Origin of the sequence: Amycolatopsis sp. lyj-84 (assembly GCF_046549075.1) — a bacterium.
In the GTDB taxonomy this organism is placed as follows: Bacteria; Actinomycetota; Actinomycetes; order Mycobacteriales; family Pseudonocardiaceae; genus Amycolatopsis.
Genome location: NZ_JAJPWO010000022.1, coordinates 18,181 through 31,422 on the forward strand (window position 1 = coordinate 18,181; position 13,242 = coordinate 31,422).

General features: G+C 68.3%; 15 protein-coding genes and 1 tRNA gene. 6 read left to right on the forward strand and 10 right to left on the reverse strand.

Annotated features, from left to right (window positions below):
• Positions 1 to 42: 42 nt before the first annotated feature.
• The 5 genes from ACLJRM_RS41145 to ACLJRM_RS41165 form a co-directional block, all read right to left on the reverse strand.
• The gene (locus ACLJRM_RS41145) at positions 43 to 537 is read right to left on the reverse strand and encodes an Lrp/AsnC family transcriptional regulator (protein ID WP_101611234.1); all 495 of its coding nucleotides are present in this window, start codon (positions 535 to 537) and stop codon (positions 43 to 45) included.
• A 168-nt stretch (positions 538 to 705) separates the two neighbouring features.
• Positions 706 to 2,049 carry a diaminopimelate decarboxylase gene (gene lysA / locus ACLJRM_RS41150; RefSeq protein ID WP_410666135.1) on the reverse strand — a complete coding sequence of 448 codons (1,344 nt, stop codon included), beginning with the start codon at positions 2,047 to 2,049 and terminating at the stop codon, positions 706 to 708.
• Between the two features lie 157 nt (positions 2,050 to 2,206).
• Entirely contained in the window at positions 2,207 to 2,365 is a 159-nt protein-coding gene (locus ACLJRM_RS41155) for a DUF6307 family protein (protein ID WP_168214436.1), read from the reverse strand.
• Between the two features lie 9 nt (positions 2,366 to 2,374).
• A complete protein-coding gene (locus ACLJRM_RS41160) occupies positions 2,375 to 2,554 on the reverse strand; it encodes an RGCVC family protein (protein WP_101611232.1) in 180 nt (59 codons plus the stop codon).
• Positions 2,551 to 3,579, reverse strand: coding sequence for a fatty acid desaturase family protein (locus ACLJRM_RS41165; protein WP_101611231.1), 1,029 nt, complete (start codon positions 3,577 to 3,579; stop codon positions 2,551 to 2,553). Before ACLJRM_RS41165 ends, ACLJRM_RS41160 begins: the two co-directional genes overlap by 4 nt.
• Before the next feature lie 655 nt (positions 3,580 to 4,234).
• Between ACLJRM_RS41165 and ACLJRM_RS41170 the strand changes: the two genes are divergently transcribed.
• Complete coding sequence (locus ACLJRM_RS41170) at positions 4,235 to 4,633, forward strand: hypothetical protein (RefSeq protein WP_101611230.1); 399 nt, start codon at positions 4,235 to 4,237, stop codon at positions 4,631 to 4,633.
• On the opposite strand, the gene ACLJRM_RS41175 is transcribed toward ACLJRM_RS41170, so the two are convergent.
• Both ACLJRM_RS41175 and ACLJRM_RS41180 read right to left on the reverse strand, forming a co-directional pair.
• Entirely contained in the window at positions 4,630 to 5,100 is a 471-nt protein-coding gene (locus ACLJRM_RS41175; protein ID WP_101611229.1) for a heme-degrading domain-containing protein, read from the reverse strand. The two genes, ACLJRM_RS41170 and ACLJRM_RS41175, sit on opposite strands and share 4 nt — an antisense overlap.
• A gap of 33 nt (positions 5,101 to 5,133) precedes the next feature.
• Complete coding sequence (locus tag ACLJRM_RS41180; protein ID WP_410666136.1) at positions 5,134 to 6,363, reverse strand: M20 metallopeptidase family protein; 1,230 nt, start codon at positions 6,361 to 6,363, stop codon at positions 5,134 to 5,136.
• A gap of 76 nt (positions 6,364 to 6,439) precedes the next feature.
• On the opposite strand from ACLJRM_RS41180, the gene ACLJRM_RS41185 reads away from it, so the two are divergent.
• The 3 genes from ACLJRM_RS41185 to ACLJRM_RS41195 all read left to right on the forward strand — a co-directional run bounded on the left by ACLJRM_RS41185 (position 6,440) and on the right by ACLJRM_RS41195 (position 7,689).
• Positions 6,440 to 6,922 carry a tRNA adenosine deaminase-associated protein gene (locus ACLJRM_RS41185; RefSeq protein ID WP_199192882.1) on the forward strand — a complete coding sequence of 161 codons (483 nt, stop codon included), beginning with the start codon at positions 6,440 to 6,442 and terminating at the stop codon, positions 6,920 to 6,922.
• A gap of 23 nt (positions 6,923 to 6,945) precedes the next feature.
• Entirely contained in the window at positions 6,946 to 7,398 is a 453-nt protein-coding gene (locus tag ACLJRM_RS41190) for a nucleoside deaminase (protein ID WP_101613588.1), read from the forward strand.
• Between the two features lie 84 nt (positions 7,399 to 7,482).
• On the forward strand, positions 7,483 to 7,689 hold the full coding sequence (locus ACLJRM_RS41195) for a CsbD family protein (RefSeq protein ID WP_101611226.1): 207 nt from the start codon (positions 7,483 to 7,485) through the stop codon (positions 7,687 to 7,689).
• Between the two features lie 46 nt (positions 7,690 to 7,735).
• Here the strand turns inward: ACLJRM_RS41195 and ACLJRM_RS41200 are convergent.
• Together ACLJRM_RS41200 and ACLJRM_RS41205 are read right to left on the reverse strand one after the other, a co-directional pair.
• Positions 7,736 to 7,823: transfer RNA gene (locus ACLJRM_RS41200), tRNA-Ser, on the reverse strand.
• Positions 7,824 to 7,865: 42 nt separating this feature from the next.
• A complete protein-coding gene (locus ACLJRM_RS41205) occupies positions 7,866 to 8,420 on the reverse strand; it encodes a DUF305 domain-containing protein (RefSeq protein WP_101611224.1) in 555 nt (184 codons plus the stop codon).
• Positions 8,421 to 8,513: 93 nt separating this feature from the next.
• Here ACLJRM_RS41205 and ACLJRM_RS41210 point away from each other — a divergent pair, with 93 nt between their 5' ends.
• Positions 8,514 to 8,960 carry a limonene-1,2-epoxide hydrolase family protein gene (locus ACLJRM_RS41210; protein ID WP_410604877.1) on the forward strand — a complete coding sequence of 149 codons (447 nt, stop codon included), beginning with the start codon at positions 8,514 to 8,516 and terminating at the stop codon, positions 8,958 to 8,960.
• A gap of 234 nt (positions 8,961 to 9,194) precedes the next feature.
• Here ACLJRM_RS41210 and ACLJRM_RS41215 read toward each other — a convergent pair whose 3' ends face one another.
• The gene (locus ACLJRM_RS41215; protein WP_410666137.1) at positions 9,195 to 10,529 is read right to left on the reverse strand and encodes a BNR-4 repeat-containing protein; all 1,335 of its coding nucleotides are present in this window, start codon (positions 10,527 to 10,529) and stop codon (positions 9,195 to 9,197) included.
• A gap of 194 nt (positions 10,530 to 10,723) precedes the next feature.
• On the opposite strand from ACLJRM_RS41215, the gene ACLJRM_RS41220 reads away from it, so the two are divergent.
• Positions 10,724 to 13,210, forward strand: coding sequence for an endonuclease/exonuclease/phosphatase family protein (locus ACLJRM_RS41220; RefSeq protein ID WP_410666138.1), 2,487 nt, complete (start codon positions 10,724 to 10,726; stop codon positions 13,208 to 13,210).
• Positions 13,211 to 13,242: the final 32 nt, after the last annotated feature.

Consider the following 13,242-nt stretch of genomic DNA (forward strand, 5'->3'; position numbering starts at 1 on the left):
AAATTTGCAAGTAACGGGCCTTTCATTGCACTGAGCCGCGGGCTACCGGGTCAGGTTGCCCCAGGCGTATGTCTGTTTTGCGAGTTTCAGGTAGATCAGGGTCTCGGTGCTGACGACACCCGGGATGGGCCGGATGTCGTCGTTCAGCACACTCAAGAGGTGTTCGTCGTCCCGGCAGGCGATCTCGGCGAGCAGATCGAAGCTTCCGGCCGTGAGCACGACGTAATGGACGTCCGGCAACCCGGAGAGCTGATCGGAAACAGCTCGCGGATCGCCTTGGACTCTGATCCCGACCATCGCCTGACGGCCGAGCCCGACATTCGCCGGATCCGTGACCGCGACGATCTGCATCGTCTCGTCCCGCAGCAGCCGTTGGACGCGCTGCCGTACGGCGCCCTCCGACAGTCCGACGGCCTTGGCCAGCGCTGTGAACGAGGCCCGCCCGTCGACTTGCAGTAGAGCGATCAGAGTGCGATCGGTATTGTCCAAACCTCTAGGTGTGCGCTGCTCCATCTGCGCGCGTGGTTCGTCACCCATGCCGTCCCTCCCTTTGTTTCGGCATGCGATTCTTGTCGCGCAGCGTATCGATCAATGTCCAGAATGCTACCGCCGTTAAGTTGTTTGTCGCGATTCTCTTTCTCGGAGCCGTCGTGCGAAGGATTCTGTCGCACGACAGGGAGGGCGCCGAGGTTTTCGGAAGGCTTGTCAGCCGAGGTCGCGTTTCAGCAGGTCTTCCTCGGTTTCGCGCCGGACGAGCAGGGTCGCGGCGCCGTTCGAGACGCCGACGACCGGCGGCCTGCCGACGAGGTTGTAATTCGAGGCGAGCGAGTGGTGGTATGCCCCGGTGCACGGGACGGCCAGCAGGTCGCCGGGGTGGACGTCGTCGGGCAGTGAGAGCCCGTCGGCGAGGATGTCGCCCGATTCGCAGTGCCGCCCGACCACCGTCATCGGCCGCCTGGCCGCGCGGCTGCGCCTGCCGATCAGGCGTGCGGTGTACGCCGCCCCGTAGAGCGCGGGCCGCGCGTTGTCGCTCATCCCGCCGTCGACGGCGACGAACGTGCGCGAACCGCGTTTCACCGCGCAGACCCGGTACACGGTGATGCCCGCCTGGCCGACGATCGCGCGGCCGGGTTCGATCGTCAGTTTCGGCAGAGGGAAGGCGCGCGACGTGCATTCGTAGGCGAGTGCGACACGCAGACGCCGGACATAACCGGCGATGTCGAAACCGGTGTCCCCCGGCAGATAGCGGACGGCGTGCCCGCCGCCGAGGTCCAGTTCCCGCAGGGTGACGCCGTGGGTCTCGCGGAGCCCGGCGAGCACCCCGATCATCTTGCGGGCGGCCTGTTCGTAGAAGTCCACACGCGACACCTGCGAACCGATGTGGCAGTGCAGCCCGGCCAGGCGGAGCCCCGGCTGCGCGAGGACGGCGGAGACGGCTCGTCCGAGGTTGTCGCGGACCTCTTCGCGCAGTGAGAAGCCGAACTTCTGCCCTTCGGTGCCGGTGGTGATCGCCGCGTGCGTGCCGGCGGCGACGTCGGGTGTCACGCGGATCAGCACCTGCTGCGCGCCGGTGGCGAGCGCTCCGAGCTGCTCGATCTCGTCGAGCGAGTCCACCACGATCCGGCGGACGCCGTAGGACAGCGCGGCCTTGAGGTCTTCGGGGGTTTTCGCGTTGCCGTGCAGCAGGATCCGCTCGGCGGGGAAACCGATCGACCGCGCGACGGCGATCTCGCCCGCCGAGCAGGTGTCGAGTGAAAGTCCTTCCTCGGCGACCCAGCGCAGGACCGCGCGAGTGCACAGCGCCTTGCTCGCGTACGCCACCTCGGCGTCGGGAAGGGCCCGGCGGTACGCGCGGGCGTTCTGCCGGACCTCGTCCTCGTCGAGCAGATACGCCGGTGTCCCGAACCTCGCGGCGAGGTGGGACACCGGCGCACCGGCGAACAACAGTTCCCCGCCCGGTCCGAGCTTGGTGCTCCGGGGCCAGACGCCGGGTTCGAGATGGTCGGCGGCCTCGCAGCCGAGGCTGGGAAGGAGCTCGCTGAGCGTCACGGTTACCTCCGCGTCGATCGGTCAGTGCCCTGTCAGCACAACTCCGATCGACCCGGCCCGGCCGCTTCGCCAACACCTCCCTGACGCCTTCCGGGGTGTCACTGACGCGTTGTTAACGCGCGAGTAACCCCGGCCACAGTGGTTCAGGAGGCCAGTGTCAGCGGACCGGCTCCGGGACGGTGTCGAGCGCCCGCACCATGTGCACGGCCAGTGAGAACGCCGCCTCGTTGTCGAGTTCGGTGTGCTCGTTGACGATCTTCTTCACGGTGTCGACCCGGATCTCGTAGCGGGAGACGGGGACGGTGTCGGCGTTCATGGCGATCCTCTATTCGGTTGTTTCGGGTTTCGTGGCGCAGGTGCAACCGCGGCTGAAGCCGCCGGCCGCGGTCGCGGTGCAGAAGCGCCGGGCGATCGCGTCGTGCGCGGACATCGGATGCGGGCAGTTCGGGCAGCGGTCGTCGGCGGCGGGTTCCTCCACGACGCCGAGGGAGCGGGAGGCGGTCATCGCGCGACCGCCGTCGCCGGGGCGCGCAACGGGGCGCCGACCTCGTGCAGATGTTTGAGAACGTACCCGTAGGACGCGGCCCAGCCGCATTGCGCGTAGTCGATGCCGTGCTTCTCGCAGAACTCCCGCACGATCACCTGCGCGTGCTTGAGGTTCGGCCGCGCCATGCTCGGGAACAGGTGGTGCTCGATCTGGTAGTTGAGCCCGCCGAGGGCGAAGTCCACCACCGGCCCGCCGCGCACGTTGCGCGAGGTGAGCACCTGCTTGCGCAGGAAGTCGAGCTTGTGACCGGCCGACAGCGTCGGCATGCCCTTGTGGTTCGGGGCGAACGAGCAGCCCATGTACACACCCCAGAGGCCTTGGTGCACGGCGATGAAGACGAAGCCGACACCGGGCGAGAGGACCACGAACACGGCTGTCAGGTACGCGGCGACGTGGGCGAGCATCAGCGCCGCCTCGAGCTTCCGGCGTTTGAAGCCGCGCTGGAACATCGCGGTCACGCTCGACGCGTGCAGGTTCAGGCCTTCCAGCAACAGCAGCGGGAAGAACAGGAACGCCTGGTATTTCGCCATCCAGCGCAGGAAACCACGCCGCTCGGTGCCCTGCGCCTTGGTGAAGATGAGCGCGGCGAGGTTGACGTCCGGATCCTCGTCCTCGTGGTTCGGGTTGGCGTGGTGACGGGTGTGCGTGCCGATCCACCAGCCGTAGCTGAGCCCGGTCAGTCCGCCGTGGACGAATCCGGTGACGTCGTTCGCCTTGCGGCCGCGGAAGATCTGCTTGTGTCCCGCGTCGTGGCCGATGAAGGACAGCTGCGTGAACATCATCGCGAAGAACGCGGCGAGGAACAGCTGCCACCACGAGTCGCCCAAGTGCGCGAACGCGACCCAGCCGCCCGCGAAAGCGAGGAGGTTCAAGGAGATCTTCACCGCGTAGTACACGCGCCTGCGTTTGAGCAGGCCGGCGTCGATGACCAATTTGGACAGTTCGGCGAAGTCGCTGCCCTGCCTCGTCTGTGTGGAGGTCATGGGAGATCACACCGTTCTGGTTCTCGTGAAAGTGGGCAAATCCAGCAACGGGTTCAGAACACCGAAGGGGTCCGGTTCGGCCGAGAAGGCACTGGTACCACAACACGCCACGGACGCTCCGTGGTCTTCTCCAAGCGTCCCATGCGAGCGGGGCGGAAGCAATTCACCAAATCAGCACGATCTGGCGTACAGTCAAGGACATCGAGGGAAACTTCCCCCGGTTCCGTCCGGTCGCGAGGTTCGACCGGAGACAGGAGCACCGGCCAGACATCGTTTCCCTCGCGTTCATGGTCCCGCCGGCTTTGTCCGGTGAGCAGCCGCCCGCCGCGCTCCACCGCGCGCCCCGAGGCGCCCATAAGGGCCAAGCCGCGATCGTCGATGGCCACGACCTCTGACCTGTCGCCGTGTGCGCGCCCGCTTTTGCCGGGCGCGCACACGGTCATAAATTTTTCGGTGTAGGCGCCATTTTCGACCCTTCCCGCATTCGCCGCCGGTCGGTGGGCGGACGTCCGGGCGGCGGAAACCCGGCTTTGCCAACGCTTCCCTCGGCCCGTCGAGCGCGACTGGGTCGGGTGTCCTGAAGAGTGGGACGAAGGTCCGGAGATCGCCCGGTCTCGGGTGCAACCGGCCGGCCCGTTCCGCCCGTCTTCCTCGCATGCGAAGACAGTGGCTCTGGGGCACTCCGGCGAAACTGCTCCTCTTCGGCGCGGCGATCTTGTTCCTGAACACCTCGTGTGGCCCGCCCGCGCTGGGCGACTCGTTCACGGTTCGCCTCGGCGGCTGGATCGTGTTCCCGAAGGAAGATCTCCGTCTCGGCTATCTCGCGGTGCTGGACGAGCGGTGTGCGCCGGACGCCATGTGCGCGTTCGCCGGACGCGCGATCGTGACGATGTCCTACGCCCGACCGTCGACGGGCCCGAGGCTGTCCTTCACGATGGACGTGGTCGACCCGCGGCAGAAGACGTTCGGCGGCTATCGGGTCGACCGCGTGTCCCTCTCGCCCAACGCCGCCTTCCTCACCTTGCGGCTCGATCGGAGCGCGACGTCCACTTAGGACAGTGCGGCGAGGAAGACTTCCAGTTGCTCGACGACGAACGCGTGGTCGTCGGCCTGCGGCAGTCCCGAGACGCCCACCGTGCCCACGGGGCCCACGCCGTCGACGATCACCGGGAAGACGCCGCCGTGCGCGGCGTACAGGTCCGGGTCGAGGCGCGAGTCGGCCTCGAACGTCGTGCCCTTCGCGCGGAACCGCTCGCCGACGAGGAACGAGCTGTGCCCGTAGCGGTCGACGACGCGGCTCTTGCGGTCGATCCACGCGTCGTTGTCGGCCGAGGTGCCCGGCAACGCCGCGTGGAACAGCCGCTGTCCGCCGCGGCGGACGGAGACCGTCACCGGGAGGGCGCGGTCCCGCGCCGCCGTGAGCAGGTGGATGCCCAGCTTCAGTGCGGTCTCGTTGTCGAACCGGCTGAAGACCAGGCGCTCCTCCTGCGCGGCCAGGACGGCCAGGGTGTCATCGCTCATGCCACCCATTAAATCAACACTGTTGTGTAATAGCTACCGGAGTGCGTCCAGGGCGAAGGCGGCGTACATCGCGACGCCGTTGGCCATGGCGTCCTCGTCGAAGACCACGCGGTTCGAGTGGTTCGCCTCGACCGTGGCCAGGTCGGCATCGGGCGGGCAGGCGCCGAGGAAGGCGAAGGCGCCCGGAACGCGTTGCAGGACATACGAGAAGTCCTCCGCGCCCATCACCGGGTTCTCCATGACCTCGGCGTTGCGGGCGCCGAGGACCTCGGCCGCCAGTTCCAGCACCCGCCCCGCGACCTGCGGATCGTTGACGGTGACCGGGTAGCCGGGAACGACTTCGGCACTCACGCGGACGCCGTGCGCGGCACCGATCGCCTCGCACACCTTCGGCAGTTCCTCGCGCACGAACGCCAGCGTCCGCTCGGACAGCGTCCGGATCGTGCCCTCCAGGAACGCCGTCTCCGGGATGATGTTCGTCGTCGTCCCGGCCTCGATGCGTGTCACCGAGACCACCGCGGGCTCGAACACGCTGACCTTGCGGGTCACCATCGTCTGCAGCGCGGTGACGATCGCCGCCGCCGCGGGCACCGGGTCGATCGCCTGATGCGGCGCCGAACCGTGGCCGCCCCGGCCGGTGACCTTCACGTGGAAGCTGTTCGCCGACGCCATGATCGGACCCGGTCGCGTCTGCACGATGCCGGACTCGACCTGGGTGAAGATGTGCAGGCCGAAGGCCTTTTCGACGCGTTCACCCGCGGCTTCGAGCACGCCCTCGTGAATCATGTGGCGCGCGCCGTGCTGGCCCTCTTCGCCCGGCTGGAACATGAACACCACCGAGCCGGCCAGCTCGGCGGCATGCTCGCTGAGCAGGCGCGCCGCGGACGCGAGCATCGCGACGTGGGTGTCGTGCCCGCAGGCGTGCATCATGCCGTCGTCGTCGGAGGTGAAGTCGAGGCCGGTGTCCTCCTGGAGCGGTAACGCGTCCATGTCGCCGCGCAGAAGGATCGCCGGACCGGGCTTGCCGCCCCGGAGGACGGCGGTCAGCGAGGTGGTCGATTTGCCCTCGGTGATCTCCAGCGGCAGGCCCTCGAGGGCCGCCCTGATCGAGGCCTGGGTCTTCGGCAGGTGGAGGCCGAGCTCCGGATTCCGGTGGATCTCCCGGCGGAGCTCTACGGTTTTCGCTTGGAGCGCGCGGGCTTCGGCCAGCAAACCGGCGAAGCGCGCATCGGGGAGGGTGGGCAGGTCGGTGGGTCCGGTCATGTCTCGATAGTGGCGCATGCGGCGCTTCGGGTGCACCGTGCGTGCGTTCCGAATGCGGGCGGAATACGGTGTGCGCATGGCGGTGCAAGAGCCGATCACGGGGTTCGCGGTGGCCGTGGTGCGGGAGGACGGTCGGTGGCGGTGCAGCTCTCTTGATCCAGGGGCACTCGCCGAACTCGACGCTGCGATCACGGAGCTCGGCAAACTGCGTTCCACCGGTGCCGCCTTCGGGCTGCTGGCGATCGACGACGAGTTCTTCGTGATCGTCCGGCCGAGTCCCAGAGGGCCCTCACTGCTGCTGTCCGACGCCGCGGCGGCGCTCGACTACGACATCGCCGCGGACGTCCTCGACGTGCTGAGAGTCGATCCACCGGACGAGGACGACGACGCGGTCTGGCCCGAAGGCGACCTGGAGATCCTGTCCGATCTCGGCTTGCCGGGGGCCGAACTCCAGGTGATCGTCGGCGAGGTCGACCTCTATCCCGACGAACAACTCCAGATGGTCGCGCAGCGGTGTGGATTCGCCGCCGAGTTCACCAAGATCCTGGACGAGATCTGAGCCCCTCCGCCTCCGCCGCCGACATCGCCGCCGTCCAGGCGGCGATCGCGGCGGCGCGGGGTGCGGGCGACGACGTGCCGATCGGCGCCGTCGTCCTGTCCCCGGACGGGACCCCGCTCGCCTCCGCGCGCAACGCCCGTGAAGAGCTGGGTGACCCGACGGCGCACGCGGAGATCCTCGCGCTGCGGGCCGCGTCCGAGATCTACGGTGACGGCTGGCGGCTCGAGGGCTGCACGCTCGCGGTGACGCTGGAGCCGTGCACGATGTGCGCCGGCGCCCTCGTGATGGCCCGGGTCGCGAAGCTCGTCTTCGGCGCCTGGGAGCCCAAGACGGGGGCCGTGGGGTCGCTGTGGGACGTCGTCCGCGACCGGCGGCTCAGCCACCGCGCGGAGGTCGTCGGCGGCGTGCTGGAACCCGAGTGCGTGGCCCTGCTCGAAGACTTCTTCCACGGGCACCGGGGTAACCGCACCGGGTGACAGATGTGTCGGTTCCGGCTCTCCGGGTACTCCAAGATCACGCGGCCGCAAACGGTGGCCGCAGTCGAAGGAGGAACGTCCGCCATGAGCGTTTTCGACAAGGCGAAGGACAAGGCCGAGCAGGCCATCGGCGCCGCCAAGGAGAAGCTCGGCGAGAAGACCGGTAACCAGGACCTCGAGAACTCCGGCCGGGCCGACCAGACCGAAGGTCAGGTCAAGGAGACCGGGCACGATCTTCGCGACCGCGCGGAAGGCGGCGTGCAGGACCTCAAGGACAAGTTCAACAAGTAGGCCACACGCAGAAGAGCCGGTCTCCGTGGAGACCGGCTCTTCGCTGCGGTGGCGGTGGGATTTGAACCCACGGACGGTTATTAGCCGTCACACGATTTCGAGTCGTGCTCCTTCGGCCGCTCGGACACGCCACCGCCGAGAACAATACCGGAGGGCCTTCCCGGCCTCGCAGGGGGTCAAGGAAGCTGCGCGGTGATCTCGTCGATCGCCGCCGTCTGGTTCTCGACGATCTCCTGTGCCAGCGCCTTCGTCTCGGCGTGCTCGCCCGACGACAGCACGGTTTTGGCCATCGTGACGCCGTTGCGCAGGTGTTCGGCCATCAGCGGGAGCCACGTCTTGTCGAACTCGGCGCCGGTCAGGTTCTGCAGCGAGGCGACCTGCCCGGCGGTGATCATCCCCGGCATCGAGTGTCCCGCGTGGCCCGCCGCGGGCAGTACGGCCGCGTTCCACGACTGCAGCCAGCCGGTCATCGTCTGGACCTCGGCCGATTCGGCCTTGATGATCTTGGCCGCGGTGGCCTTCACGTACTCGGAAGCCGACCGTTCCGAGGCCAGGTTCGCGACCTGGATCGACTGCTGGTGATGCGGGACCATCTGCTGGGAGAACGTGATGTCGGCCTGGTTGGCGCCAGGGGCGTTCGGTGCCGCCGGTGCGGCGCCCGTGGCCGTCGAGCAGCCCGCGAGCACCCAGACGACCAGCCCGAACAGTGCCATCGGCAGTCGCCGTCGCATCGATACCTCCGTAGTCGTGGGGAATCCGGTCCTCCGCTCTGTGATACGGCTGTGACCTTCCGGCGGTTCAAAATCGGATTAGCCTCGGTAGGCATGACGGATCCGAAGACCGTGGTGACCGGTTTCCTTCAGGCTCTCGAAGAGCTCGACATCGATCGCGCGCTGAGCTTCGTGGCGATCGACATCGTCTACCAGAACGTCCCGCTTCCCCCGGCCCGTGGCCTCTCGGCGGTGGAGAAGCAGCTGCGCACCATGGCCCGCTACGGCAGCGGGTTCGAGGCGCGCACCCACCACATCGCCGCCGACGGCCCGATCGTGCTCACCGAGCGCACCGACGTCCTCCGGCGCGGTTCGTGGGAGGCGGAGTTCTGGGTGTGCGGCACGTTCGAAGTGCGCGACGGCCGGATCGTGCTGTGGCGCGACTACTTCGACTGGACGACGTTCCTGGCCGCGAGCGCGAAGGGCGCGGGCAAGGCCGCCGTCGCCGGGGCGAAGTCGCTCATCGGCAAGTACCGGGCGCGGCAGGAGCTCGAGCGCTGAAGGCCGGGCGGAAACGACACACCGCCGGTGTACGGGCTCCGTCCTCCCCAGACGGGTCCCGTGCACCGGCGGTGCACCCCCAGTTCCCCCCGCTCGCCCTCCCCGGCGAGCGTCTGAAAGCTCTGGCGTTGTGAGGGAGGATTGTGCCCTCGCTCACAACGCCAAAGGTAACTCCGGAATTGCCGGGTTGTACCCGGACTTGAGGTTCATTTAAGGCAGGGAAACCCCAATGGGCTATTTGCGCGGCATTCCCGCGACATAAATGTCACCGTCGGCCACGGCGACGTCACGCGCGCTGGACGCGCCGGTCGCCAGGATGCGGGCGGGGTCCCGGAAACCGGTGATCACTTCGACGCGCTGGACCGGTTTCGGTGTGGTGATCAAGGTTTCCGGCTTCCAGACGCGTCCGTTCTCGAGCAAGAACGTTTCGATGTCCGGCTGTCCGTCCCGGGTTCCGTAAACGCGCCAAGTGCCGCCATTGAGCTGTTCGATCTCACGCAATCGGAGTCCGTTCGCGACTTCGCGCACTTCCCAGTCCCGGCCGTTCCACGCGCCCGCGAAATCGCGCGGCGAGCCCGCGGCGTCGAACTGGAACCAGGTGACGAACGGCTTCCCGTCGCGCTGCGTGCCGACCTGCAGGATGTAGTCCGGCGACTTGAGCCCGCCGGGGAGTTCGAGCGGGGTTTCGGCGACCTTGAGGTACCGCTCCTGCTCGGCGTCGTCGACCTGGGTGCCGAGGTCGCGGCCCGCCGCGGAGTGGAAGCGCAGGGTGCGGACGTCGAACGACAGGTAGTAGACGTTCCGGTGGTAGACGTCGTGCTTGTGCTGCGCCGGCCCGCCGCCCGCGAGCGTGTAGACGAACTGGATCCGCCCGGACGACGGCAGGTACCGCAGCTGGCCGACGTAGATCTCGTCCATGTGGTCGGCCCGGCCCAGCGAGCCGAACGCCCACTGCTTCCCGGTCAGCTGCACGGAGTTCTTCCACGTCTTCCCGTTGTCGCGGGACACGATGTACTTCATCGGGCGGAAGTCGGTGTTCGCGGTGGGATCGAGCTCGTTCGTCGTCTCGCGGTAGAACAGGAACAAGGTGCCGTCGGTGGTCTTGACCGGCATCGGGTAGCTCGCCGAGTCGCCCTGGGGCACCTCGGTGTCGGTCCAGGTGCCCTCGAGGGAATGGGCGAGCGGCGCGCGGCTGATCACGGTGCGCGTGTTGTGCATGCCGCGGAAGATCAGCAGGTGGCCGTCGCCGGCGAGCAGCATCGTCGGGTAGTTGTGCGGATCGGATTCGCCGTCGGCGATCTTCTTCGGTGCGGTCCAGCCGCCGGTCCGGTGGTCGTAGGCCTGGACGTGGGTGTCCGCGGCCTTGCCCGACCACGAGATGAAGGTCTTGCGCGCGACGGGGTCGTACACACCGCCCGCGTTCGGCCGCCGGTCGGTGCGGGACGCGACCGTGCTCGCCGGGGTCATCACCTCGAACGCCGCCTTCTCCGGTGGCTTCGCGGCCTGGGCGGGCGGGGTCACGAGACCTGCCGCGAGGAGTGGGATGAGCGCGCAAAGAAGTCTGCGCATGAAAACGCCTCCTGTGTGTGGCAGGCGGCGGATCTTGATCCTCTCACGGGGGAACACGGCAAAACCAGCCCTGAAAACGACGAAGGGGTTAGTGCGACCGGCCCAGCGGTCACGAATCGTTGTCTCGTCGTCTTCCTCATTTCACTTGTTCGGGGGAGTATTCCTCGACCGATCTTGCGAAGAGGGGACTCAGCGTGACCACATCCCGCCGTGCTGCCAGGAGACGGGCCCTGACCGTGGCCGTCACCTCCGGCCTGGTCGTGAGCGGTGCTGCCATCACAGCCGCTCCGGCCGCGCTCGCCGCGCCCAGCGCCGACGCCGTGATCGCCGAGGTCTACGGCGGTGGCGGCAACTCGGGTGCGACGCTGAGCAACGACTTCATCGAACTCGCCAACCGCGGCGCGGCGGCCGTGAGCCTGGACGGCTTCAGCGTCCAGTACGCGCCCGCGTCGGGGAACAGCTGGCAGGTCACGCCGCTGACCGGCGGTGTCGCGCCGGGCGCGCGGTACCTGGTCGCGGAGGCGAAGGGCGCGGGCGGCACGGTCGCCCTCCCGACGCCGGACGCCACCGGGGCGATCCCGCTGTCCGCCACGGCGGGCACCATCGCGCTCGTCCAGGGCACCACCGCGCTGACCTGCAAGACCGCCGCCGACTGCGCGGCCGACCCCCGGATCAAGGACCTGGTCGGCTTCGGCCCGGCCGCGGTCATCCGCGAGGGGGCCGCGGCACCCGCGCCGTCCAACACCGCGTCGGTCGCCAGGGGCTCGGCGCTCGCGGACACCGACGACAACGCCGCAGACTTCACCTCCGGTGCGCCCACCCCGACGAACAGCAAGGGCGAGACGCCGGGTGAAACCGGTCCGCCGCCGGTGACCGCCAAGATCCACGAAATCCAGGGCACCACCCGGATCTCGCCGTTCAAGGACCGGAAGGTCGCCGGGGTCACCGGTGTCGTGACCGCGATCCGGAGCTTCGGTTCGGCCCGCGGGTTCTGGGTCACCGACCCCGCTCCCGACGCCGACCCGCGCACCAGCGAGGGCCTGTTCGTCTTCACCGGTTCGACCACGCCCGCCGTGGCCGTGGGTGACGCCGTGACCGCCACCGGCACCATCCGCGAGTTCTACCCGGACGCGCCGGCGACCTCGCCGTACCAGTCGCTCACCGAGCTGACGAGTGCACAGTGGACGGTCGATTCGAGCGGAAACGCGCTGCCCGCACCGACCGTCGTCACCCCGGACTCGGTCCCGGACACCGTCGCCCCGGCGCCGGGCGGCAGCATCGAGCCGCTTCCGCTGGAGCCCGCGAAGTACTCGCTGGACTTCTGGGAGACGCACGAGAGCGAGATCGTCAGCGTCTCCGACGCGCGCGTCGTCGGCCCGACGTCGTCGTTCAACGAGCTTTACGTGACCACCAAACCGAAGCAGAACCCGAGCGTCCGCGGCGGCGCGGTGTACCTGGACTACGACCGGCTCAACACCGGCGTGCTCAAGGTCGCGTCGCTGATCCCGTTCGCCGAGGTCCCGTTCCCGAAGGTCAACACCGGCGACGTGCTCACCGGCGAGACCTCCGGTCCGGTCGAGTACAGCAACTTCGGCGGCTACACGCTGTTCGCGACGAAGCTGGGCGCCACCAAGGACAACGGGCTCAAGCGCGAGAGCACCCGCGCGCAGCGCAGCGGTGAGCTTTCGGTGGCCACCTACAACGTCGAGAATCTGTCCGCTCTGGACAGCGCGGAGAAGTTCGGCGAGCTGGCCAAGGCGATCGCCACCAACCTGGCGAAGCCGGACATCCTGAACCTGGAGGAGATCCAGGACAACAACGGCCCGGCCAACGACGGCACCGTCGTGGCGGACCAGACGCTGCAGAAGTTCGTCGACGCGATCGTCGCCGCCGGTGGCCCGCGCTACGAGTGGCGTCAGATCGACCCGGAGAACGGCAAGGACGGCGGCCAGCCGGGCGGCAACATCCGCGTCGGCTTCCTGTTCAACCCGGCTCGTGTGTCCTTTGTGGATCGTCCGGGCGGCACCGCGACCACCCCGGTCGACGTCGTCAAGGAACGCGGCAAGACCCACCTGACCGTCTCGCCCGGCCGCGTCGACCCGGCCAACGAGGCGTGGGAGGCCAGCCGCAAGCCGCTCGTCGGCGAGTTCGTCTTCCAGGGCCGCACCGTGTTCGTCATCGCGAACCACTTCAACTCCAAGGGCGGCGACCAGCCGACCCACGGCCGCAACCAGCCGCCGGTCCGGAGCTCCGAGGTGCAGCGGGCCAAGCAGGCGACCGTGCTGCGGGGGTTCATCGACAAGGTGCTCGCGTCGGACAAGAACGCGAACATCGTCGTGGCCGGTGACCTGAACGACTACCCGTTCTCGCCCGCGGTGAAGACCCTGACGGCGGGCGGCGTGCTGAAGGACCTCATCGCGTCGCTGCCGGAGAACGAGCGGTACAGCTACGTTTTCGAGGGTCAGTCGCAGGTGCTCGACCACATCCTGGCGTCGAAGGCGCCGCGCGGGACCGACTACGACGTCGTCCACCTGAACGCGGAGTTCGCCCAGCAGGCGAGCGACCACGACCCGCAGGTGCTGCGGTTCCGGCCGAGTGCGGGCAACCCGGTCCAGGACGCGTTCTACGACCTGGCGGACTACCTGGAGAAGGTCCTCGGCCCTTACCTGCCGAAGCCGTAAACGCTGCCATGAAAGGCCCGTTACTTGCAAAA

Excerpts from the sequence above, each read along its gene's own strand:
- ACLJRM_RS41145 (WP_101611234.1), bottom strand. The coding sequence starts at position 537 with ATGGGTGACGAACCACGCGCGCAGATGGAGCAGCGCACACCTAGAGGT.
- ACLJRM_RS41155 (WP_168214436.1), bottom strand. The coding sequence starts at position 2,365 with ATGAACGCCGACACCGTCCCCGTCTCCCGCTACGAGATCCGGGTCGAC.
- ACLJRM_RS41160 (WP_101611232.1), bottom strand. The coding sequence starts at position 2,554 with ATGACCGCCTCCCGCTCCCTCGGCGTCGTGGAGGAACCCGCCGCCGAC.
- ACLJRM_RS41165 (WP_101611231.1), bottom strand. The coding sequence starts at position 3,579 with ATGACCTCCACACAGACGAGGCAGGGCAGCGACTTCGCCGAACTGTCC.
- ACLJRM_RS41170 (WP_101611230.1), top strand. The coding sequence starts at position 4,235 with ATGCGAAGACAGTGGCTCTGGGGCACTCCGGCGAAACTGCTCCTCTTC.
- ACLJRM_RS41175 (WP_101611229.1), bottom strand. The coding sequence starts at position 5,100 with ATGAGCGATGACACCCTGGCCGTCCTGGCCGCGCAGGAGGAGCGCCTG.
- ACLJRM_RS41180 (WP_410666136.1), bottom strand. The coding sequence starts at position 6,363 with ATGACCGGACCCACCGACCTGCCCACCCTCCCCGATGCGCGCTTCGCC.
- ACLJRM_RS41185 (WP_199192882.1), top strand. The coding sequence starts at position 6,440 with ATGGCGGTGCAAGAGCCGATCACGGGGTTCGCGGTGGCCGTGGTGCGG.
- ACLJRM_RS41195 (WP_101611226.1), top strand. The coding sequence starts at position 7,483 with ATGAGCGTTTTCGACAAGGCGAAGGACAAGGCCGAGCAGGCCATCGGC.
- ACLJRM_RS41205 (WP_101611224.1), bottom strand. The coding sequence starts at position 8,420 with ATGCGACGGCGACTGCCGATGGCACTGTTCGGGCTGGTCGTCTGGGTG.
- ACLJRM_RS41210 (WP_410604877.1), top strand. The coding sequence starts at position 8,514 with ATGACGGATCCGAAGACCGTGGTGACCGGTTTCCTTCAGGCTCTCGAA.
- ACLJRM_RS41215 (WP_410666137.1), bottom strand. The coding sequence starts at position 10,529 with ATGCGCAGACTTCTTTGCGCGCTCATCCCACTCCTCGCGGCAGGTCTC.